This is a genomic window from Methylosinus sp. C49, from assembly GCF_009936375.1.
Classification (GTDB): domain Bacteria; phylum Pseudomonadota; class Alphaproteobacteria; order Rhizobiales; family Beijerinckiaceae; genus Methylosinus.
Window position 1 is genome coordinate 464,588 of the sequence record NZ_AP022332.1, and the last position, 20,356, is coordinate 484,943.

The window sequence follows — 20,356 nt, forward strand, 5'->3', positions numbered from 1 at the left end:
CCTATCGGCGTCATGGGCTTATGAGACGACCGCATTCCGTCGGCGCGCCAATGCGCGCCGGCATTCTCGTGGCTCGAGGGTGACTTTAGGCGATTATATCGATTAAGTCTACAAATAAGATCGAGTTATAGGGCAAAAAGCGGACGCCGCGCATGGTTCGGTCGGTCCAGGAATGCGAATGCGTGCGCGCGCCGGGGCGCCTTACGCAATGAATGATTGGAAAATCAGATCTCGTAGCAGAGCGCGACCTCATCGGCGAGGTCGCGAACATGCGCCAGCGAGCAGTTGTCGAGCACGCCGGACAGAGCGCGTTGCGCATCCTGCATCACCAGCCGGACGGCGCATTTTTCGACATCGACGCAATCGTCGCAGGGCTGGTAGCGCGTCTTGCTGGCGCAAGGCAGCGGCGCCAGTGGACCGTCGAGCGCGCGTATGATGTTGCCGACGGTGATCGTCTCGGCCGGTCGAGCCAGAGTGTAGCCGCCGCCCTTGCCCATTTTGGAGCTGACATAGCCGAGATTGCGCAGCTCGCAGAGAATGGCGTCCAGAAATTTTTTGGGGATGCGCTGCGTCGTCGCGATCTCCTGGACCGGGACCGTTCGCCCGGGCTCGAAACGCGCGAGATAGCTCATGGCCTTGATGCCGTATTTGCCTTTTTTCGTCAGCATATGGCCACCTCGTCTATAAGACCAGTAGACTATTAGTGGCGAGTCAATAAGTCAATAAAGACGATAGACCTTTCGTCGAAACGGGGGTGTGTGGAAGATCGGGACGACGCGCTCCTATCGGCGCGAAAGAAGGTTTTTCTCGCCGCGCGAGCGATATCCGATCGAATGGACTCATTCGATCGATCTGAATTCGCACAGGGGTTGGAATCGAGATGCATGATCCGAGCCGATTGGATCGGATCACGCTCCTGGAGCGATGCGCGGCGTCCTTTAGAAAAAGCCGGCGCGTCCGCTCTGCAGGCGCAGGAGCGCGGCGACCAGCGCATCGACATCGGCGCATGTATTATAGAAGGCCAGCGACGGCCGCACGGTCGCCTCGAGGCCGAAGCGGCGCAGAATCGGCTGCGCGCAATGGTGGCCGGCGCGCACTGCTATGCCCTCGCGGTCCAGCGCCTTGCCGACCTCCTCGGTGCGATGGCCGTCGAGCACGAAGGAGAGCACGCTCGCCTTCTCGGCCGCTGTGCCGATGAAGGCGAGGCCGGGCACCATGCGCATTTTCTCTGTCGCATAGACGAGGAGATCGTGCTCGTAGCGGGCGATCACCTCCATGCCGATCGATTCGATATAATCGAGCGCCGCGCCGAGCCCCACGGCGTCGGCGATATTGCCGGTGCCGGCCTCGAAACGCTCCGGCGGGCCTTGATAGATGGTCTTCTCGAAGGTGACGTCGGCGATCATATTGCCGCCGCCCTGCCAGGGCGGCATGTCGGCGAGAACGTCGTCCCTGCCATAGACGACGCCGATTCCCGTCGGGCCGAAGACCTTATGACCGGAGAAGACGAAGAAGTCGCAGCCGATCGACTGCACATCCACCGGCATATGCGAGACCGATTGCGCGCCGTCGATGAGCACGCGCGCGCCATGGCGATGGGCCATGGCCGTGATCTCATGCACCGGCGTCACCGTGCCGAGCGCGTTGGAGACCTGCGTCACCGAGACGATTCGCGTCCTCGGATTCAGCAGCTTCTCATATTCCTCGAGGATGATCTGGCCGCGATCGTCCACCGGCGCGACGCGCAGCCGCGCGCCCTTCTCGGCGCAGAGCTGCTGCCAGGGCACGATATTGGCGTGATGCTCGAGCCAGGAGACGACGATCTCGTCGCCCGCCTGCACATTGCGGCGGCCCCAGGCCTGAGCGACGAGATTGATCGCCTCGGTGGCGCCGCGCGCGAAGATGATGTCCTTGACCGAAGCCGCCTTCAGGAAGCGGCGCACCTTCTCGCGCGCGGCCTCATAGGCGTCGGTCGAGCGCGCCGCCAGCGCATGGGCGGCGCGATGAATGTTGGAATTCTCATATTCGTAGAAATGCGCGAGCCGATCGATGACCGCCTGCGGCTTTTGCGTCGTCGCGGCGTTGTCGAGCCACACCAGCGGCTTGCCATGCACCTGCTGCTGCAGAATGGGGAAGTCGCGCCTCGCCGCATAGGGGTCGAAGGCCGCCCGGCTCGCCGGCGCGCTGGCCGCGAGCTGCGGCGAATAGCCTTGCGGCTCTTGCGGAGCCGTCTTCGGTGCGGCGGGGACGGCGCCGGCGCGATCGAGGAAATAGAGCGAATCGGTCGCCGCGGGGCCGGCGGCGCCGGGCGCGAAGCTGCGCTCCTGGCCGGAGATTTCCGGCATGGCGACATTGGGCGTCCCCAGCGCGAAAGCATCCGACACGCGATGCGGATCGGCCTCCGAGGGGCCGGAATAGGCGAAGCGCTCCGGCGCGGCATCGGGGGCGGCGACGGCGGGCGCAGGCGCGACATCGGAGTCATAGCGGTCGACGAGCGAGAGCGACGGGTCCGCGGGAACGGAGCCCGGCGCGACCGCGGGCGCGCGCTCATGCAGGAAATAGAGATTGTCCACCGGGGCGGCCTTCACGCCGCCTGGAACGGAGTCGGGATCATAGCCGCCGTAGGGCGCGGGCGCCTGCACGGGGGCCGCGCCGCCATATTGCGCGAGCGTGTTGGGAATGGCGGAATAATCGATCGCCGCCGTCGAAGGGCTTCCCGGCTCGAAGGCGCCGGCGGACGCGCCCGGCTGCGGAACATCCGAGAGTCCATAGGGCGGGACCGCCGGCTGCAAGCCGACCGGCGCCGAGGGCGCGGAGAGATTGGGCGTCGGCGCGATGGAGGGAATCGTCGTCGGCGGAACGTCCGGCGGCCCCACGGGCGCCCGCGCCGGCGCATAGGGCGCCACGCTGGTCACGACGGACGGCGCCGGCGCCTCGGGCTGCATCGGTGGCGCGACGGGCGCGGCGGGAGAGAGCGTCGCCGGAGACTCGCTGGGCGAGGCCTGGAAAAAAACATTGGCGAGACGGGCGATCATGGCCGGATCTGGAAAGGCCGGCGCTCCATGGCGCGTCAGCGTCTCCTCGGAGGGCGCAGTCGGCGCAGTGGCGCCGAAGGCCGCGGAATTGGACGGCGCAGAAGACATGATCGCTCTCTCTCGAATGGTTCGGAAAAAGCGCGCCGGCGGCGGATTTCCGCCGGCGCGAGCGGCTCTGGGCCGTAAGGATCAGAGGTATTTGTCGCCGTAATCGTGGAATTTGCCGACCTCGACGCCCTCGAGAACACCGAGAGCGTCATGCGTCAGCACGGCGGCCGAGCAATAGAGCGAGATGAGATAGGATGCGATGGCCTTACGGTTGATGCCCATGAAGCGTACCGAAAGGCTCGGCGCCACCTCGCCGGGAATGCCCGGCTGGAACAGGCCGATCACGCCCTGCTTCTTCTCGCCCGTGCGCAGCAGCAGAATATTGGTCTTGCCACTCTCGTCGATGAAGAGCTTGTCGCTCGGCACCAAGGGCAGGCCGCGCCAGGTGATGAAGGGCGAGCCGAATAAAGTGACGGTCGGCGGCGGCACGCCGCGGCGGGTGCATTCGCGACCGAAGGCCGCAATGGCGCGCGGATGGGCGAGGAAGAAAGCCGGCTCCTTCCACACCTTGGTGATGAGCTCGTCGAGATCGTCCGGCGTCGGCGCGCCCGTCCGCGTCCTGATTTTCATCGACGGATGCACATTGGCGAGCAGGCCGTATTCGGCATTGTTGATGAGCTCGCTCTCCTGCCGCTCCTTGACCTTCTCCGTCAGCAGGCGGACCTGCTCCTGGATCTGATCGTAAGGATGGCTGTAGAGATCAGAGACGCGAGTCTGCACGTCGAGCACGGTCGTGACCGCGTTCATCGAGTATTCGCGCGGATGATCCTCGTAATCGACGAAGGTCTCCGGCAGATCGGCGTCGCGGTCGCGGGCCGGGCTGCAGGTCACGTCGGCGTCGGTCAGCGCCTTGTCTTCCTTGACGCGGTTCAGCCGGTAGATGCCGGCCTCGACGGGCGTCCAAGGCAGAAAGGACACGAGCCAGCGCGGCGTGATGCCCGACCACTGCGCTCTCGTCTTGGTCGCATTGGCGAGCTGGCGGGCCGCAGATTCGCTCAGCGTCCGCCGGACTTCTGGTTCCGTGGTCATGGGTTCATTCCTCGAACGATGCGCCCGGCGCCGACGCGAGCTTTAGCGCGCGGACGCCGATGAACGTCGGCCGTCATCGAAAAATCGCGGCGGGACGAATCCGAGCCGCGAACGAGAACTACAGTCGCGCCCCAAACAAATCAATAGTATTGTAAGTAGAAAATTTTACTACTTTCAGATAATTACGTTGCTATATTCAATTACTATACGTCTACAAGAACGATATAGTGTGTGAAAGTTTGGCCGCGGGCTCACGCCTCGCCCGCCTCGGCCGCGGGGTACGACATAACGAGAAAGAAGCGCGCCGGCGCCTCGTCGAGATTGCGATAGCTATGCGGCACATCGGCGAGAAAATCGACGGCGTCGCCCGTAGCGAGCGTCACCGCCCGCTCGCGGCCGACGATGATCTCGATCTCGCCCTGCGCGACGACCAGCGTCTCCTTCGCGCCGGGGGCATGGGCCTCGGCGCACTCCTGATGCAGCGGCGCGATCGTCACCTCATAGAACTCCACAGGCCGGGCGCTGTCGTAGGGAAACAAGGGCCGCGAGAGAAAATTGCCGTCCTGCGAGCCGATCACGCGCGGGCTGGCCTTGCGCATGACGAGCACGCCGCTGCGCTCCCGCGAGGCGACGAGGCTGCCGAAGGGAACGCCGATCGCATTGGCGATGCGCCACAAATGGGCGATCGTCGGCGCCTTGGCCCCGGACTCGATCGACCGCAGCTCATCCAGCTCGACGCCGCTCAGCTCGGCGAGCCGCTCGAGCGTGCGGCCTTTGCGCGCGATCAGCCGCCCGAGGCGCTGCGCCACCGTATCGGCGAGACGCTCGGAGCCTTCGCTGCGGGGCGGATCGGGGTCGGACGAACGCTGGAATCTACCCATCTATAACTCCTATTTTGTAAATATTTTTTAATCTGCCGCTCCGGCGCCGGTCAAGAATTATGACGGGCTCGCGACTTTTCTTCGGGGAGCGCGACCTATTCGCCACACCGCAGATTTTTCGTTCTTTTCTTTGCCTTTCAGGAGAATTATCGCTGCGCCAGACGAAGTGTCGGCGATCGGGCTCATCCCGTCTCGCCGCGCGGACCGCGGGCTTGACTTCAAATAAATTCTATAGCATCGATATGATTATCATCCCGATCGGGATGCGGAGCATATTTTCCTCTTCCCCGGAGAGCCCATGCCGTCGAAACTCCTCGCCTCTGTCATCGCTCTCGTCGCCGTCGCCGCGCCTGCGGCGCCCGCCAACGCCGAGCTGCTCGCGCAGAAGGTCCTGCCGACCCCGACCGCGCTGGCCATCGCGCAGACCGCCTATGACGTCTGCCATCAGCAGGGCTATCGCATCTCGGTGACGGTCGTCGGCGAAGAGGGCCAGATCCTCATCGCCATTCGCGGCGACGGCTCCTCGCCGCATACTTTCGAGAACAGCCATCGCAAGGCCTACACCTCGCGCACCTTCCGCACGCCGTCGGGCGAGTTCGCGCAGCGCGTGAAGGACAATCCGACGCTGAGCGCCGTGCATCTCGCCAATGTGATCGCGGCGCAGGGCGCTCTGCCGATCAAGGCGGGCGATGTGGTCATAGGCGCCGTCGGCGTCTCCGGCGCGCCGGGCGGCGACAAGGACGAAGCCTGCGCCAAGGCCGGCATCGACAAGGTCGCCGACCAGCTCAAATAAAGCGACAGATCGGTGAGCCGCTCGGCCGAGCGGCTCTCTCGCCTCGAGCGCGCTTTCCGTTCGATCGGAAAGCGCTCGATCAATCCACCGGCAGACGCAGACGAATCTCGTCGACGAAAGCCGCGAGACAGCGCTTCACCGTGTCGAATTGCGAGGTGGTGGGCGCCATCGCTATGCCATGCACGCCGAACTCCTCGTTCAGGCTGTTCACATGGTCCGCGACCTCCTTGAAGCTGCCGACCAGCGACATTGACAAAAGCGCCTGCGGATCGAGCGGCGCCTCGCCCTCGGCGCGCGCGGCGTTGGCCTTGGCGCAGAAATCCTCGAGATAGGGCGTCGCGATCGACACCGCTTCGGCGCGTTCCTGTGTCGCAAAGCCGAAGCGCGCGAGCACCAGACGCGGGTCGCCGTCGGGCGCCTCGTCTTTGTAGACGCCGAGAATGCGATGCAGCTCATCATTCGTGCAGGTCGCCGACGCCATGAGCCCATAGCCCTTGCGCGCAGCGAGGCGGATCGTGCTCTCCGTCGTTGTCGCGATCCAGGTCGGAACCTTCTGCTCCGGCCGCGGCGAGAGGCTCAGCTTCTCCACCTGGAAATATTTGCCCTTATGCGTGACCTCGCTCTCCAGCAGCAGGCGCTCGACCAGCTCCAGCGCCTCGAGACCGCGCTCGTTGGCGTCTTCCGGCGCGACGCCGAAATTGACCGTCTGCTTGGGAAAATCGGCTCCGCTGGCGACGCCGAAGCTGAACCGGCCCTTGGTCAAGAGATCGATGCTGGCGACATCTTCGGCGAGCTGGATCGGATCGCGCAGCGCCGGCAGAAAGGACGCCGAGCCGATGCGCGCCCGCATGGTGACGCCTGCCGCATAACCGAGCATGACAGAGTTGGCGCCGCTCGGAAAATAATCGTCGAAATGACGTTCGGCGAACCAGATATCGTCGAAGCGCATGCGCTCGGCTTCGCGCACCAATATGAGCTGGCGCGTCAATGCGCGGCCGGCCTCGAGGGTCGGATTGTCGAACAGGCACAGGTAACCAAAACGCGGATTCATCGCGCCGCTCCAGCTGGCCCGGCCACGCGCCGGGGAAATTGAACGCAAGTCCTGCAACAACCGAGCCGCCCGTGCGAAAACCTCGATTTTTACGCGCGGAGCTGCGAGATTCCGCCGCGCGAGCCGTTTCGCCCACCCCTTCGACGCGAGGCCCGCGTCAGAAATGCGACAACGCCCGCGAGGACGCCCACGATGACGCCCGCTCGAGCCTGCGCCTCTTGTAACCTTTTCACAGCGCAACCATAATCACGCCCCGATCAGGGGCTGCGCGCTTTCGCGCGAACGCCATTCGCTGAGAAGGGGTCTCCTCGTGGTGCAAGACACGACGACCGGCGCATCCGCGCCGACGCGCAATTTTTTCGCCCGCAAGAGCGTAGACGAAATTCTCGCTGAAAATCACCTCGAGGAAGGCGGCAATTTCGCGCGCGCGCTCGGGCCGGTCTCGCTCACCGCGCTCGGCATAGGCGGCATCATCGGCGCCGGCATATTCGTGCTCACCGGCACTGTGGCGGCGAAATTCGCCGGGCCGGGCGTCGTCATCTCCTTCGCGCTCGCGGGACTCGCCTGCGCTTTCGTGGCGCTCTGCTATTCGGAGCTCGCCGCGCTCATTCCCGTCTCGGGCAGCGCCTACACCTATACTTACGCCACGCTCGGCGAGATCTTCGCCTGGATCATCGGCTGGGATCTCGTGCTCGAATATGGGCTCGGCGCCGCGACGGTGGCGGTCGGCTGGGCGGGCTATTTCAACCGCGTGCTGCATGGAATCGGCATAAATCTGCCGCCACAATGGACCAACGCCTATTTCTCCGAGGCCGGCCATGGAGTCTTCAACCTGCCGGCCGCGCTGGTGATATTGGCGCTCTCCCTGCTCTTGGCGCGCGGCACGCGCGAATCCTCCATGTTCAATAATTTCATCGTCTTCCTGAAGCTCGGCGTGGTGCTGATCGTCATCTTCTTCGGCGTCTCCTACGTCGACACGGCGCATTGGACGCCTTTCGTGCCCGAGAACACCGGGGAATTCGGCCATTTCGGCTGGAGCGGCGTGCTGCGCGGCGCCTCCGTCGTCTTCTTCTCCTATATCGGCTTCGACGCCGTCTCGACCGCGGCGCAGGAGGCCAAGCTCCCGCAACGCGACGTGCCGATCGGCATCATCGGCTCGCTCGCCATCTGCACCGTGCTGTTCATCGGCGTCGCGGGCGTGGCGACGGGCGTCGTCTCCTACACAGCGCTCAATGTGCCGGACCCGATCGCTGTGGCGATGGACGCCACCGGCGCCTCCTGGATGGCCTGGATCGTCAAGATCGGCGCGCTCGCCGGCCTCACCACCGTCATTCTGGCGCTGCTCTTCGGCCAGACGCGCGTCTTCTACTCCATGGCGCATGACGGGATGCTGCCCTCCGTCTTCGCCAGGCTGCATCCGGTCTATAAAACGCCGGCGATCAGCCAGGTCGTCGTCGGCGCGCTGGTGGCGATCGCCGCCGGCCTCTTCCCCATCGAGATTCTCGACGAGATGGTGTCGATCGGCACGCTCTCCGCTTTTGCGCTCGTCTGCGGCGCGGTGCTCTATCTGCGTCGCAAGAACCCGGAGCTGCATCGTCCCTTCCGCGCGCCGGGCATTCCGTGGGTGCCGATTTGCGGCATTTTCTCCTGCCTCGCGCTGATGGGCGCGCTGCCGATCGAAACCTGGATCCGCCTCTTCGTCTGGATGGCGGCCGGGCTCACGCTCTATTATTTCTACGGCAGCCTGCGCACCCGCCGCAGGTGAGGCGTTGAGCGCGCCGGCCATAGTCTGGTTTCGGCGCGATCTTCGGCTCGCCGACAATTGCGCCCTGAGCGCCGCCATCGCCTCCGGCGCGCCGCTGATCCCCGCCTTCATTCTCGATGAGGAAGAAGGCGACGAATGGCGGCTCGGCGGCGCCTCGCGCTGGTGGCTGCGCGAGAGCCTCGCCGCCCTCTCGCGCGATCTCGAGAAGCGCGGCGCGCCGCTGACGCTGCGGCGCGGCGACGCGCAGGCGGAGCTCTTGCGCCTCGTCGCGGAGACCGGCGCCGCCGCCGTCTATTGGGGCCGCATTTATGAGCCCTGGGCGACAGATCGCGACGCGCGGCTGGAGGCGCAGCTGCGCAAGAATGGCGTCACGGCGCAAAGCTTCCCCGGCGCGCTGCTCGCCGAGCCGGGCTCGGTCTGCAATGCGCAAGGGAAGCCCTTCCGCGTCTTCTCGGCCTTCTGGCGCGCGCTCGCCGGGCTTCTGCAGCCGGCGCCGCCTCTGCCCGCGCCAAAGAAGCTCCACGCTGCGCCCGCCCCCGCGAGCGATCGGCTCGACGATTGGCGGCTGCAGCCGAAGGCGCCGGATTGGGCGGAAGGCCTGCGCGAGAGCTGGCGGCCGGGCGAGGCCGGCGCGCAGCGGCGCCTCGCCGATTTTCTGCGCGACGGCATAGGAGCCTATGCTCTGCTGCGGGATTTTCCGGCGCGGGACGGCGCCTCGCGCCTCTCGCCGCATCTCCATTGGGGCGAAATCACGCCATCGCAGATTTGGAGCGCGACTGTCGCCGCTCCGCAGGAGGGCCGCCTCGCCTTTCTGCGCGAGCTCGGCTGGCGGGAATTTTGGCGCCATCTGCTCGCCGCCCATCCCGATATGCCGGAGGCGCCGCTCGATAAATCCTTCGCGCATTTCCCCTGGGCGAATGACGCAGGCGCGCTCGCAGCCTGGAAAAAGGGCGAGACCGGCTATCCGCTGGTCGACGCCGCCATGCGCCAGCTGTGGCGCACCGGCTTCATGCATAATCGGCTGCGCATGGTGGCCGCCTCCTTTCTGGTGAAGCATCTCCTGCTGCCCTGGCGGGAGGGCGAGCTTTGGTTCTGGGACACGCTTGTCGACGCCGATCTCGCCGATAATTCCGGCAATTGGCAATGGGTCGCCGGCTGCGGCGCCGACGCCGCGCCCTATTTCCGTATCTTCAATCCCGTGCTGCAGGGCGAGAAATTCGATCCCGACGGCGCCTTTGTGCGCCGCTTCGTCCCGGAGCTGGCGCAGCTCGGCGCGAAATATATCCACAAGCCCTGGGCCGCGCCGGAGCGCATTCTGCGCGAGGCCGGCGTCACGCTCGGCGAGACCTATCCGCGCCCCATCGTCGATCACGCCGCCGCGCGCCGGCGCGCGCTCGAGGCTTTCGCGACGCTGCGCTCGCGGTGACGCGCGGAAATTCTATCTCCCTTCCCTCTTAGTCGGATTCCCTCTAAACAGCCGGGCCATGATCTGGCTTCTCTTCGCTCTCCTGACCGGCGCCGCAGTCATGAGCGTGCTATGGCCGCTCGCCCGCAAGAGCGACGCCGCCGACGCCGCCGCCCCCGACATCGCCTTTTTCGAGGAGCAGATCGCCGAGATCGAGCGCGAGAGCGCCGAGGGGCGCCTTTCCGCCGCCGACGCCGAGACCGCGCGGACCGAGGCCGCACGCCGCCTGCTGCGCGCCCGCGGCGCGAGCTCTGACGCCGCCGCCTCCTCCCGCCGCAACGCCATAGTGGCGGCGGCGAGCGCGATCATTCTGATCCCCGCTGTCACGCTGCTGCTCTATGGCAAGCTCGGCCGTCCCGATCTGCCGGACGCATCGCTCGAGGCGCGGCTGGAGGCCAAGCCCGGCCATACCGACATAGCGAGCGCCGTGGCGCGCATCGAGGCGCATCTCGCCGAGCATCCCGAAGATGGGCGCGGCTATGAGGTGATCGCGCCCTTCTATCTCCGCAACGGCCGCCCGGCGGACGCCGCCGCCGCCTATGAGAAGGCGCTGCGCCTGCTGGGGCCGACGCCGCATCGCCACAATGCGCTCGGCGAAGCGCGCGTGCTGGCCTCAGAAGGCCGCGTGACGCCGCAGGCCATGCGCGAGTTCGAGGCGGCGCTCGCGCTCGATCCGCAATCCGCCATGGCGCGCTTCTACAAGGGCCTCGAGGCGGCGCAGACCGGCGCGCGCGAGAAGGCCGAGGACATCTGGACGAAGCTCCTCTCCGACGGCCCGGCCGACGCCCCCTGGCGTCCGCGCGTGGAGGCGCTGCTCGCGCAATTGCGCGGCGCGCCTGCGCCCGAATCCGCGCCGGCGAGCGAGGAAGGCGCGAAGATCGCCGCAATGCCCGAGGCGCAGCGAATGGACGCCATCCGCACGATGGTGGAGCGGCTGCGCGGCAAGCTCGAGCAGGACGGCGCCGATGTCGAGGGCTGGCTGCGGCTCATCCGCGCCTATAGCGTGCTGGCCGAGACGGAAAAGGCCAAGACCGCGCTCGACGGCGCCCATAAGGCGCTCGCGCAGGACAAGGACGGGCTCGCCCGCGTCGATGCGCTGGCGCGCGAATTGGGCGTTGGAGGTTGACATGACTCGCAAGGGCAAGAGGCTCGCGCTCATCTCCGGCGCGCTCGTGGTTCTCGCTATCGCCGTCGGGCTGGTGCTGTTCGCGCTGCGCGACAATATCGTGTTCTTCTATTCGCCCGCAGAGCTCGCGCAAAAGCATGTCGCGCCGGGGACCAGGCTGCGCATCGGCGGGCTGGTGAAGGAAGGCTCGGTGCAGCGCGGCGACGATCGCAACGTCGCCTTCACAGTGACCGACAGAACCGCAGATCTCGGCGTGACCTATAAGGGCCTGCTGCCGGACCTGTTCCGCGAGGGACAGGGCGTCGTCGTCGATGGCGCGCTCGGCGCCGACGGCGCCTTTCGCGCCGACAGCGTGCTGGCCAAGCACGACGAGCGCTACATGCCGCGCGACGTCGCCGACGCGTTGAAGAAGCAAGGCGTATGGCAGGGCGAAGGGACGAAGAAATGATCGTCGAGACCGGCCATTTCGCGCTCGTTCTGGCGCTGGCTCTCGCGCTGGCGCAGGCCATTCTCCCCTTCGTCGGCGCGCGGCTGCGCGATGTCGCGCTGATGCGCGTCGCGCGCCCTGTGGCGGTAGCGCAATTTCTCCTCGTCGCCACGGCCTATGGCGCGCTGACCTATGCGCATGTCGTCTCGGATTTCTCGCTCGTCAATGTGATCGAGAATTCCCACTCCTTGAAGCCGATGATCTATAAAATCTCCGGCGTGTGGGGAAATCACGAAGGCTCCATGCTGCTGTGGGTGCTGGTGCTCTCCTCCTGCGGCGCGGCCATCGCATTGCTCTCGCGCGCCATGCCGGATTTGCTGCGCGCCGACACGCTCGCCGTGCAGGGATTGATGGGCGCGGCCTTTCTCGCCTTCATCCTGCTGACCTCCAATCCCTTCGCGCGCGTCGCCGATCCGCCCTGGCAGGGGCGCGACCTCAACCCCATTCTGCAGGACCCTGGCCTCGCCATTCATCCGCCGCTGCTCTATCTCGGCTATGTCGGCTTCTCGATCGTCTTCTCCTTCGCCGCTGCGGCGCTGATCGGCGGACGCATAGACGCCGCCTGGGCGCGCTTCGTGCGGCCGTGGACGCTCGCCGCCTGGATCTTCCTGACGCTCGGCATAGCGATGGGCTCTTACTGGGCCTATTACACTTTGGGCTGGGGCGGCTTCTGGTTCTGGGATCCGGTCGAGAACGCCTCGCTCATGCCCTGGCTCGCCGGCACGGCGCTGCTGCATTGCGCGGCGGTGATGGAAAAGCGCGAGGCGCTGAAAGTCTGGACGATCTTCCTCTCCATTCTCGCCTTCTCGCTGTCGCTGCTCGGCACATTCCTCGTGCGCTCCGGCGTGCTCACCTCGGTGCACGCCTTCGCCAGCGATCCGCAGCGCGGCGTGTTCATTCTCGCCATACTCGTCGCCTTCATCGGCGGCGCTTTGGCGCTCTTCGCCTTTCGCGCGAGCGCTCTGCCGACGGGCGGCCTCTTCGCGCCGATCTCGCGCGAGGGCGCGCTGGTCGTCAATAATCTGCTGCTGACCGTCGCCTGCGCGACGGTCGTCATCGGCACGCTCTATCCGCTGGCTCTGGAGGCGCTGACCGGCGACAAGATTTCCGTCGGCGCGCCTTTCTTCGATACGGTGCTGATCCCGATCGCTCTGCCGCTCGTGCTGCTGATGCCGATCGGCCAAATGCTCGCCTGGAAGCGCGGCGATCTCGCCGCCGCGCTGCAGCGTCTGCGCGCGGCTTTTGCGGCGGGCGTCGTCGCGCTGGCGGCTTTCGGCGCGTTCTATGGCGCGCCGGTTCTCTCCATTGTGAGCGCCGGCCTCGCCGTCTATCTCGTCATCGGCGCCTTCACCGACATTGCCCAGCGCGCGGCGCAAGGGAATGTCTTGGCGCGATTGAAGGGCCTGCCGCTCTCGGCCTGGGGAACGTCGATCGCCCATGCGGGAATGGGCCTGTCGCTGCTCGGCCTCGCCGCGACCGGCTGGGGCGTCGAGCAGATCGTCGCCATGAAGCCCGGCGTCGCCCAAGAGGTCGGCCCCTATCAAGTCACGATCGAGGACATCGCCTCCCGCGCCGGCCCCAATTATGCGGAAACCTACGCCGTGATGGCGCTGCGCAAGGGCGGCGAGACGATCGCGCATATAGAGCCGGCGAAGCGCTTCTATCAGGCGCGGCGCATGGCGCGCACGGAGGCGGGCATCGTCACGCTCGGCCTCGGCCAGGTCTATGCGGCGCTCGGCGAGCAGCATGAGGACGGCACGCTGGATGCGCGGCTCTATTACAAGCCGCTGGTGCTGCTGATCTGGCTCGGCGCCGTGGTGATGGCGCTCGGCGGCGGATTGTCGCTGGCCGATCGGCGCCTGCGCATCGGCGTCGCCAGCCGCGCCCGCACGGCTGCGCAGCCACAGGCGGCGGAGTGATGCAGATGTCGCGGAATCTATGGGAGCGATCCTTCTCCCACTCGTGGGAGAGGGGAGCGCTCTTTCTTTTGTCACTCGCGCTCGGCGCCATGCTCCTGTCTCCCGCCCTCGCTGTGGAGCCTTCCGAAAAGCTCGCCGATCCCAAGCTCGAGGCGCGCGCGCGCGCCATCGCCAGCGAATTGCGCTGCCTCGTCTGCCAGAATCAATCGATCGACGATTCCGACGCGCCGCTCGCCAAGGACCTGCGCGTCATCGTGCGCGAGCGGCTGAAGGACGGCGCGAGCGACGCCGATGTGCGCGATTATGTCGTGGCGCGCTATGGCGATTTCGTGCTGCTGCGCCCACCCGTGAAGCGGGAGACCCTACTGCTCTGGGCCGCTCCGGCGCTGGCGCTGATCGGCGGCGTCTGGGCGATCTTCGCGGCCACGCGCCGCAATCGCCGCGCCGCCGCCGCGGCCCTCACCGCGGAAGAGCGCGCGCAATTGCAGGCGCTGGGCGTCGAGCCCCCTCTCTCACCCTCCCCCGCTCGCGCGGGAGAGGGAAGCGACGAGAGTTCCGCAAACCCTTCCTGAAGGGCCGAGTCCGCCCCCTCTCCTGCGAAGCGGGGGAGGGCTGGGGAGGGGGAATGTCGCCGCCTCTCGAATCGCGCTAGACTCGCCGCATGGAAAAGCCGAGCTATTACGAATTCTTCGCCGGCGGCGGCATGGCGCGCGCCGGGCTCGGCGACGGCTGGCGATGCCTCTTCGCCAATGATTTCGACCTGAAGAAATGCGAGAGCTATCGCGCCAATTGGGGCGGCGAGGAACTCTTCCCCGGCGATGTGCGCAAGGTGACGACCGCCGATCTGCCCGGTAGAGCCGATCTCGTCTGGGCCTCCTTCCCCTGTCAGGACCTCTCGCTCGCCGGCGCCGGCGCCGGGCTGAATGGCGAGCGCTCCGGGACCTTCTGGCCCTTTTTCGAGATCGTCAAAGCGCTGCGCAAGGAAGGACGGCATCCGCCAATGCTGGTGCTGGAGAATGTCTGCGGCGCGCTGACATCGCATGGAGGGAAGGATTTCGAGGCGCTCTGCGGCGCGCTCGCCGGCGAGGGCTATCGGTTCGGCGCGCTGGTCATAGACGCGGCGCTGTTCGTGCCGCAATCGCGGCCCCGCTTGTTCATCGTCGCGCTGCATGGCGACTTCACAGTTCCCGCCGCGCTGGCGACGACGGAGCCTTCGCCGCTCTGGCACACGCGCGCGCTGCTCACGGCGCAGGAGCGTCTGCCGCGCGCATTGCGCGAGAAGTGGATTTGGTGGCGCCTCGCCGCGCCCGCCGTGCGCAACACGCGCCTCGCCGATCTTATCGACGATCGGCCGGAAGGCGTCGCCTGGCATGATCGCGAGGAGACGCAAGCGCTGCTCGCCAAGATGAGCGATCTCAATCGCGCCAAGGTGGAAGCGGCGAAACGCGCCGGACGACGCATGGTGGGAACGCTCTATCGCCGCACGCGCTATGGCGCCGATGGGGTGAAGATTCAGCGCGCCGAGGCGCGCTTCGACGATCTCGCCGGCTGCCTGCGCACGCCCGCCGGCGGCTCCAGCCGACAGATCGTGCTGATCGTCGAGAAGGGCGGCATGCGCTCGCGATTGATCTCGGCGCGCGAGACGGCGCGGCTGATGGGCCTGCCCGAAGACTATATCCTGCCGCGCAATTACAATGAGGCCTATCACCTCACCGGCGACGGCGTCGTCGCGCCCGTGGCGCGCCATCTCGCCGCGCATATTCTCGAGCCGCTGCTCATTGCGCTGCGCGGCCGCTCGAGAGCCGCCGCCTGACGGCGATGGCGGAAGACCCCGCCAAACGCTCCGCCATCATGCGCGCGGTGAAATCGCGCGACACTTCTCCCGAAAAGCAAGTGCGCGCGCTGCTGCGCGGCTTCGCGCCGCATTATCGGCTGCATCGCGAGGATGTGCCGGGCAAGCCGGACATCGCCTATGTGGGGAGAAAGCGCGCCATATTCGTGCATGGCTGCTTCTGGCACGGACATGATTGCGCGCGCGGCGCGCGAACGCCGAAAACCAACGCCGATTATTGGCGCGCCAAGATCGCGCGCAATCGCGCGCGCGACATTGCGCATCAGGAAAAGCTCGCGAGCCTCGGCTGGCGCGCGCTCATCGTGTGGGAATGCGAGCTGAAGGATCGTGCGGCGCTGGAGGCGCGGCTGCGGGCGTTTTTGAGCGAGTAGCGGAGGCGGGCCGACGCCGAAAGTGAAAGGCGCTCGAGCCCCCTCCCCGGCCCTCCCCCGCTTTGCGGGAGAGGGGGCAGATTCGGCGCTTCATCGAGGCTTCGCGAAACATTGCCGCCCCCCTCTCCCGCGAAGCGGGGGAGGGTGAGGGAGGGGGCCTTTCATCAATCCTTCGCGCGCTCGACGTAGGAGCCGTCTTCCGTCTGGATGACGATGCGCGTGCCGGCCTGAATATGCGGCGGCACCATCACGCGGGCGCCGTTGGAGGCGATGGCGGGCTTGTAGGAAGAGGAGGCCGTCTGGCCCTTCATCGCCGGCTCGGTCTCGGTGATCTCGAGCGTCACGCGGGCCGGGAGCTGGATCGCCACCGCGGTTCCGTTGAACAGCGACAGAATGCAGACCATGCCCTCCTGCAGCCATTGCGCCTGATCGCCGATGACGTCCTTGGGCACGATGACCTGATCATAGGTCGCGGTGTTCATGAAGGTGTAGCCATCGTCATCGCCGAAGAGATAGCTGAAGTCCTGATCCTCGACGAAGGCGCGCTCGACCTGCTCGGTGGTCTTGTAGCGGTCGGCGACCTTCACCCCGTCGGCGAGGCGGCGCATGTCGATCTGCGTCGTGGGCGTGCCCTTGCCGGGGAAGAAGCTCTCGGCCTTCAGAACGACATAGAGATGGCCGTCCTCCTTCTCGATGATATTGCCCTTGCGGATCGAGCTGGCGATGACTTTCACGTTGTTTATCCTCGATTGCTGGCCGCGTTCGGCCGGTCTATGAACGGCTCGGACCCTTTTCTGATCCGGTCGGATCAAAAAAGGGTCCGATTCGCATTGGAGCGATCAGATCGCTCGAAAAAGGCTCGTCCGCGCCTCTCGCGCGGGACCCGGCCGCCGCCCTCGAACCCTATGGCTCGACGAATGACGCGAGTGTCGCCCTGGTGGGCCAGGGATGTTTACGCCGATCGCAAGCCATTTCTCAAGGCTCGCGCGCGGATCGCCGCCGCCCTGCGGCAGTTTTTCTCCACCCAAGGCTTCGCCGAGGTGGAGACGGCGGCCCTTCAGCTCTCGCCCGGCAATGAGACCCATATCAGCGCTTTCGGCGTCGATCTCGTCTCGGACGCGGGCGCGGCGAGCCGGCTCTATCTCCATACGTCGCCGGAATTTTCCTGCAAAAAGCTGCTGGCGGCGGGGGAGGAGCGCATCTTCACCTTCGCCCGCGTGTTCCGCAACCGCGAGCGCAGCGCCTTCCACCATCCCGAATTCACAATGCTGGAATGGTATAGGGCGAATGAGCCGCCGGAGCGGCTGATGGAGGATTGCGCCGGCCTGCTCGCCGCCGCGGCCGAGGCGCTGGGCGTCGAGCGATTCGCCTACAAAGGCGCGAGCGTCGATCCTTATGAGGAGCCGGAGGCGATCTCCTGCCGCGAAGCCTTCGACCGCTACGCCGGCATGGACCTCGCCGCTCTGCTCGGCGACCGCGACGACCTCGCCCGCGCCGCCGCGCTGGACGGGATACGCGTCGCCGAGGACGATGATTGGTCCGACCTCTTCAGCAAGATTCTCTCCCAGAAAGTGGAGCCGCAGCTCGGCCGGACGCGCGCGACGCTGCTCTGCGACTATCCCGCGAGCGAGGCGGCGCTGGCCCGGCCCAAGGCCGACGACCCGCGTTTCGCCGAGCGTTTCGAGCTTTTCGCCTGCGGGGTGGAGCTCGCCAATGGCTTCGGCGAGCTGACCGACCCCGCCGAGCAGCGCCGCCGTTTCGAGGAGCAGATGGAAAAGCGCGCCCGCATCTATGGCGACCGCTATCCGGTGGATGAGGATTTTCTCGAAGCGCTCGCCCATATGCCGCCGGCGAGCGGAATTGCGCTCGGCTTCGATCGGCTGGTCATGCTGGCCAGCGGGGCGGAGCGCATCGAGCAGGTCTTGTGGACGCCGGTGGCGGAAAAGGGGACGTAGCCGCCGCGCCTTTCGCGCATGAGGCGGCGATCGATGGCGTGGAATGCGAGCAGCGCCGTCGCCAGCGCGAGGGCCAGCAGCGCCTCCGGCGCGCGAAGGCCGAAGATCGCATAGCCCATGATCATCGCCGGAAAATGGAAGAGATAGAGCGGGTAGGAGAACGCTCCGAGATAGGCCGCCGCCCCGCGCAGCCGCTGCGGAAAAGCGATTCTGCCGCGAAGGAGAAGCGCAGCGAGTGGCGCGAGAAAGGTGATTATGGCCAAGGGCTCCGGCGTCATCGGCCCGAAGCGCACCGCCGTCGCGCCGAGGACGGCGAAGCCGAGCGTCGCGACGGACCGCTCCCGCCACAAAAGAAAGCCGAGCAGCCAGCACCAGAGATAATCCAGCGCATTGGTTTTGAGCAGCGCCCGATAGGCGAGGCCGAAATCGGCGCCGCGCGGCAGCAGAAAGCAGCAGAGAGACAGAGCCATCAGCGCGAGCAGGCGCTTTTGCTCCATGCGCCGAAAGAAAGGCGCGAGCAGATAATAGAAGACCTCTATCGCCAGCGACCACAGCGGCCCGTCGAATTGCAGAGGCCGCACGAAAAAGGCCTGCAAGAAGAACAGATTGCCGAGCGCGGCCGAATATTTCTCGCCCTCGATCGAGAAGCCGCCGATCTGGACATGGCCGTTCGTGGCGGCCTCGACCAGCAGCGACAGCGCCACCGCCCCGAGATAGAGCGGATAGATGCGCAGCAAGCGCCTCAGATAGAAGCCTTTTTCGTCGCGCTCCAGCGAGGCGGCGATGGAAAAGCCGGACATCAGCAGAAAGCCGAGCACCGCGGCCTTGCCGCCGAAATCGTCGAATGTCTCGACAAAGCCGCCGGAGGCCGCCGGATACCAGCTCAAATGCCCGGAGAGGACCACGAAGGCGAGGAAGAAGCGCAGCAGCGCCAGAATCTCCCATGGCGCGCTTTGGGTGGTGACGGGCATAGGGGCTCGAGAGCGAGGGGACGTGCTGCGGCACTATAAGCGAATATCCCTCGTCACGGCGAACCGCCCGGGATAGCATCGCCGCCATGCGCATCATCGATATCCGCGAAGCGAAGCGACGACTGTCAAAGCTCGTCGACGAGGCGGCTCGCGGAGAATCCTTCGTCATTGCAAAAGACGGCGAGCCCCTCGTCGAGGTCTCGGCGTTCGCGGCGACACCGTCTGGCCGGGTCGAACGGCTCGGCTTCATGGCCGGCCATTTTCAGACGCCCGACGATTTCGATCGCATGGGCGCCGGAGATCGAGCGGCTCTTCGGCTCGCGCTCGCGAAATTGAGCGCGTCACGCCGCCGAAAGTCCCGTTGCCACGCGTGAATTCGGCCGTATAAGCGGCCCGATGACCGAGGACAGCGCCCGTTATCGCCAGGAGCGGGGCGACGAGACGATACTGGAGCCCCAGGGCTCCGGCGCGCCGCGCGCCGCGACCGTGACCTCCGTGGCCGATCTCGCCGCCGCCGGCCTGGTGGAGCCGGCGCGAGCGGCGGCGCTGGCGTCCGTCGAGGCGCGCTATAGCGTCGCCGTGACGCCAGAAATCGCCGCGCTGATCGACAGCGCCGACCCCGCCGACCCGATCGCGAGGCAATTTCTGCCCGACCTGCGCGAGCTGGAGACGCGCCCGGAGGAGCGAGACGATCCGATCGGCGACGACGCCTTCAGCCCGGTGGAAGGGCTGGTGCATCGCTATCCAGATCGCGTGCTGCTGAAGCTGCTCTCGGTCTGCCCGGTCTATTGCCGCTTCTGCTTTCGCCGCGAGACGGTGGGTCTCGGCAAGGGCGCCATGCTCTCCGGCGAGTCCGTGGACAAGGCGCTCGCCTATGTCGCCGAGCGGCCGCAGATTTTCGAGGTCATTCTGACCGGCGGCGATCCACTGGCGCTCTCGGCCCGGCGGCTGCGCATGGTGGCCGAAAAGCTCGCCGCCATTCCGCATGTCGCCGTTCTGCGCATCCACACGCGCGCGCCGACCGCCGCGCCGCGCCTTGTCACGCAGGAGCGGCTGACGGCGCTGAAGGCGAGCGGCAAGGCCGTCTATATGGTGCTGCACGTCAATCACGCCCGCGAGCTGTCCGCCGCGGCGCGCGAGGCGGTCGCCGACATTCAAAGGACGGGGATTTCGACTCTGGCGCAGACCGTTCTGCTCGCCGGCGTCAACGATTCCGCCGACACGCTCGAGCAGCTGATGCGGGCTCTGGTGAAGGCGCAGATCAAGCCCTACTACCTGCACCACCCCGATCTCGCGCCGGGCACCGGCCATTTCCGCCTCCCGCTGGAGCGCGGGCGGGCGCTCTATGCGGAGCTGGCGCGCCGGGTCTCGGGCGTCGCGCTTCCCTCTTACGTTCTCGACATTCCGGGCGGCTACGGTAAGGTTCCGCTTCAGCAATCCCATCTCGAGCGCGACGCGGACGGCAGCTGGCTCGTCCGCGACCGCGCCGGGGAGCGAAGGCCCTATCCGCCGGGAGATCGCGGCCAATAGAAGGCGCGTCGCCATCGG

General features: G+C 66.5%; 18 protein-coding genes and 1 pseudogene. 12 read left to right on the forward strand and 7 right to left on the reverse strand.

The features are described from left to right. Positions 1-224 precede the first annotated feature (224 nt). The 4 genes from GYH34_RS02185 to GYH34_RS02200 all read right to left on the reverse strand — a co-directional run bounded on the left by GYH34_RS02185 (position 225) and on the right by GYH34_RS02200 (position 5,053). A complete protein-coding gene (locus tag GYH34_RS02185) occupies positions 225-668 on the reverse strand; it encodes an Rrf2 family transcriptional regulator (protein WP_018267498.1) in 444 nt (147 codons plus the stop codon). Between the two features lie 270 nt (positions 669-938). After that, a complete protein-coding gene (locus GYH34_RS02190; protein WP_161912166.1) occupies positions 939-3,143 on the reverse strand; it encodes a family 2A encapsulin nanocompartment cargo protein cysteine desulfurase in 2,205 nt (734 codons plus the stop codon). An 81-nt stretch (positions 3,144-3,224) separates the two neighbouring features. Next, positions 3,225-4,172, reverse strand: coding sequence for a family 2A encapsulin nanocompartment shell protein (locus GYH34_RS02195; protein WP_161912167.1), 948 nt, complete (start codon positions 4,170-4,172; stop codon positions 3,225-3,227). A gap of 251 nt (positions 4,173-4,423) precedes the next feature. Next, positions 4,424-5,053 carry an XRE family transcriptional regulator gene (locus GYH34_RS02200; protein WP_161912168.1) on the reverse strand — a complete coding sequence of 210 codons (630 nt, stop codon included), beginning with the start codon at positions 5,051-5,053 and terminating at the stop codon, positions 4,424-4,426. A gap of 298 nt (positions 5,054-5,351) precedes the next feature. On the opposite strand from GYH34_RS02200, the gene GYH34_RS02205 reads away from it, so the two are divergent. Then, positions 5,352-5,846, forward strand: coding sequence for a heme-binding protein (locus GYH34_RS02205; RefSeq protein ID WP_161912169.1), 495 nt, complete (start codon positions 5,352-5,354; stop codon positions 5,844-5,846). Positions 5,847-5,925: 79 nt separating this feature from the next. Here the strand turns inward: GYH34_RS02205 and GYH34_RS02210 are convergent, their stop codons facing one another. Further along, positions 5,926-6,897: an LLM class flavin-dependent oxidoreductase gene (locus tag GYH34_RS02210; RefSeq protein ID WP_161912170.1), complete on the reverse strand. Its 972-nt coding sequence runs from the start codon at positions 6,895-6,897 to the stop codon at positions 5,926-5,928. 310 nt (positions 6,898-7,207) lie between these two features. Here GYH34_RS02210 and GYH34_RS02215 point away from each other — a divergent pair, with 310 nt between their 5' ends. From GYH34_RS02215 to GYH34_RS02250, 8 genes are all read left to right on the forward strand, one after another. After that, on the forward strand, positions 7,208-8,662 hold the full coding sequence (locus tag GYH34_RS02215) for an amino acid permease (protein ID WP_161912171.1): 1,455 nt from the start codon (positions 7,208-7,210) through the stop codon (positions 8,660-8,662). A gap of 4 nt (positions 8,663-8,666) precedes the next feature. Beyond that, positions 8,667-10,088 carry a deoxyribodipyrimidine photo-lyase gene (locus tag GYH34_RS02220; RefSeq protein WP_161912172.1) on the forward strand — a complete coding sequence of 474 codons (1,422 nt, stop codon included), beginning with the start codon at positions 8,667-8,669 and terminating at the stop codon, positions 10,086-10,088. Positions 10,089-10,146: 58 nt separating this feature from the next. Next, entirely contained in the window at positions 10,147-11,253 is a 1,107-nt protein-coding gene (gene ccmI / locus GYH34_RS02225; RefSeq protein ID WP_161912173.1) for a c-type cytochrome biogenesis protein CcmI, read from the forward strand. Between the two features lies 1 nt (position 11,254). Then, on the forward strand, positions 11,255-11,701 hold the full coding sequence (ccmE, locus tag GYH34_RS02230; protein ID WP_161912174.1) for a cytochrome c maturation protein CcmE: 447 nt from the start codon (positions 11,255-11,257) through the stop codon (positions 11,699-11,701). Beyond that, complete coding sequence (locus GYH34_RS02235) at positions 11,698-13,659, forward strand: heme lyase CcmF/NrfE family subunit (RefSeq protein ID WP_161912175.1); 1,962 nt, start codon at positions 11,698-11,700, stop codon at positions 13,657-13,659. The genes ccmE and GYH34_RS02235 overlap by 4 nt, the downstream gene beginning before the upstream one ends. An 89-nt stretch (positions 13,660-13,748) precedes the next feature. Next, positions 13,749-14,231 carry a cytochrome c-type biogenesis protein gene (locus tag GYH34_RS02240; RefSeq protein ID WP_174242351.1) on the forward strand — a complete coding sequence of 161 codons (483 nt, stop codon included), beginning with the start codon at positions 13,749-13,751 and terminating at the stop codon, positions 14,229-14,231. Between the two features lie 89 nt (positions 14,232-14,320). Continuing rightward, positions 14,321-15,472 (forward strand): DNA cytosine methyltransferase, encoded by a 1,152-nt coding sequence (locus GYH34_RS02245; RefSeq protein ID WP_161912177.1) that lies wholly within the window; start codon positions 14,321-14,323, stop codon positions 15,470-15,472. A 5-nt stretch (positions 15,473-15,477) separates the two neighbouring features. Then, complete coding sequence (locus tag GYH34_RS02250; protein ID WP_161912178.1) at positions 15,478-15,882, forward strand: very short patch repair endonuclease; 405 nt, start codon at positions 15,478-15,480, stop codon at positions 15,880-15,882. A gap of 164 nt (positions 15,883-16,046) precedes the next feature. Here the strand turns inward: GYH34_RS02250 and efp are convergent, their stop codons facing one another. Next, positions 16,047-16,616, reverse strand: a complete 570-nt coding sequence (gene efp, locus GYH34_RS02255) for an elongation factor P (protein ID WP_018267484.1) — start codon at positions 16,614-16,616, stop codon at positions 16,047-16,049. Positions 16,617-16,799: 183 nt separating this feature from the next. Here efp and epmA point away from each other — a divergent pair, with 183 nt between their 5' ends. Then, positions 16,800-17,837: an EF-P lysine aminoacylase EpmA gene (gene epmA / locus GYH34_RS02260; RefSeq protein WP_161912179.1), complete on the forward strand. Its 1,038-nt coding sequence runs from the start codon at positions 16,800-16,802 to the stop codon at positions 17,835-17,837. A 62-nt stretch (positions 17,838-17,899) separates the two neighbouring features. Here the strand turns inward: epmA and GYH34_RS21865 are convergent. After that, a pseudogene (locus GYH34_RS21865) lies at positions 17,900-18,808 on the reverse strand (acyltransferase); the annotation flags it as partial. A gap of 86 nt (positions 18,809-18,894) precedes the next feature. Between GYH34_RS21865 and GYH34_RS02270 the strand changes: the two are divergent. Next, complete coding sequence (locus GYH34_RS02270; RefSeq protein ID WP_161912181.1) at positions 18,895-19,182, forward strand: type II toxin-antitoxin system prevent-host-death family antitoxin; 288 nt, start codon at positions 18,895-18,897, stop codon at positions 19,180-19,182. Positions 19,183-19,204: 22 nt separating this feature from the next. Beyond that, on the forward strand, positions 19,205-20,338 hold the full coding sequence (locus GYH34_RS02275) for a lysine-2,3-aminomutase-like protein (protein WP_161912182.1): 1,134 nt from the start codon (positions 19,205-19,207) through the stop codon (positions 20,336-20,338). Positions 20,339-20,356 lie beyond the last annotated feature (18 nt).

Excerpts from the sequence above, each read along its gene's own strand:
- GYH34_RS02190 (WP_161912166.1), bottom strand. The coding sequence starts at position 3,143 with ATGTCTTCTGCGCCGTCCAATTCCGCGGCCTTCGGCGCCACTGCGCCG.
- GYH34_RS02195 (WP_161912167.1), bottom strand. The coding sequence starts at position 4,172 with ATGACCACGGAACCAGAAGTCCGGCGGACGCTGAGCGAATCTGCGGCC.
- GYH34_RS02275 (WP_161912182.1), top strand. The coding sequence starts at position 19,205 with ATGACCGAGGACAGCGCCCGTTATCGCCAGGAGCGGGGCGACGAGACG.
- GYH34_RS02205 (WP_161912169.1), top strand. The coding sequence starts at position 5,352 with ATGCCGTCGAAACTCCTCGCCTCTGTCATCGCTCTCGTCGCCGTCGCC.
- GYH34_RS02240 (WP_174242351.1), top strand. The coding sequence starts at position 13,749 with ATGCTCCTGTCTCCCGCCCTCGCTGTGGAGCCTTCCGAAAAGCTCGCC.
- ccmE (WP_161912174.1), top strand. The coding sequence starts at position 11,255 with ATGACTCGCAAGGGCAAGAGGCTCGCGCTCATCTCCGGCGCGCTCGTG.
- ccmI (WP_161912173.1), top strand. The coding sequence starts at position 10,147 with ATGATCTGGCTTCTCTTCGCTCTCCTGACCGGCGCCGCAGTCATGAGC.
- GYH34_RS02245 (WP_161912177.1), top strand. The coding sequence starts at position 14,321 with ATGGAAAAGCCGAGCTATTACGAATTCTTCGCCGGCGGCGGCATGGCG.
- GYH34_RS02200 (WP_161912168.1), bottom strand. The coding sequence starts at position 5,053 with ATGGGTAGATTCCAGCGTTCGTCCGACCCCGATCCGCCCCGCAGCGAA.
- GYH34_RS02185 (WP_018267498.1), bottom strand. The coding sequence starts at position 668 with ATGCTGACGAAAAAAGGCAAATACGGCATCAAGGCCATGAGCTATCTC.
- GYH34_RS02210 (WP_161912170.1), bottom strand. The coding sequence starts at position 6,897 with ATGAATCCGCGTTTTGGTTACCTGTGCCTGTTCGACAATCCGACCCTC.
- GYH34_RS02235 (WP_161912175.1), top strand. The coding sequence starts at position 11,698 with ATGATCGTCGAGACCGGCCATTTCGCGCTCGTTCTGGCGCTGGCTCTC.
- GYH34_RS02270 (WP_161912181.1), top strand. The coding sequence starts at position 18,895 with ATGCGCATCATCGATATCCGCGAAGCGAAGCGACGACTGTCAAAGCTC.
- epmA (WP_161912179.1), top strand. The coding sequence starts at position 16,800 with ATGACGCGAGTGTCGCCCTGGTGGGCCAGGGATGTTTACGCCGATCGC.
- GYH34_RS02250 (WP_161912178.1), top strand. The coding sequence starts at position 15,478 with ATGGCGGAAGACCCCGCCAAACGCTCCGCCATCATGCGCGCGGTGAAA.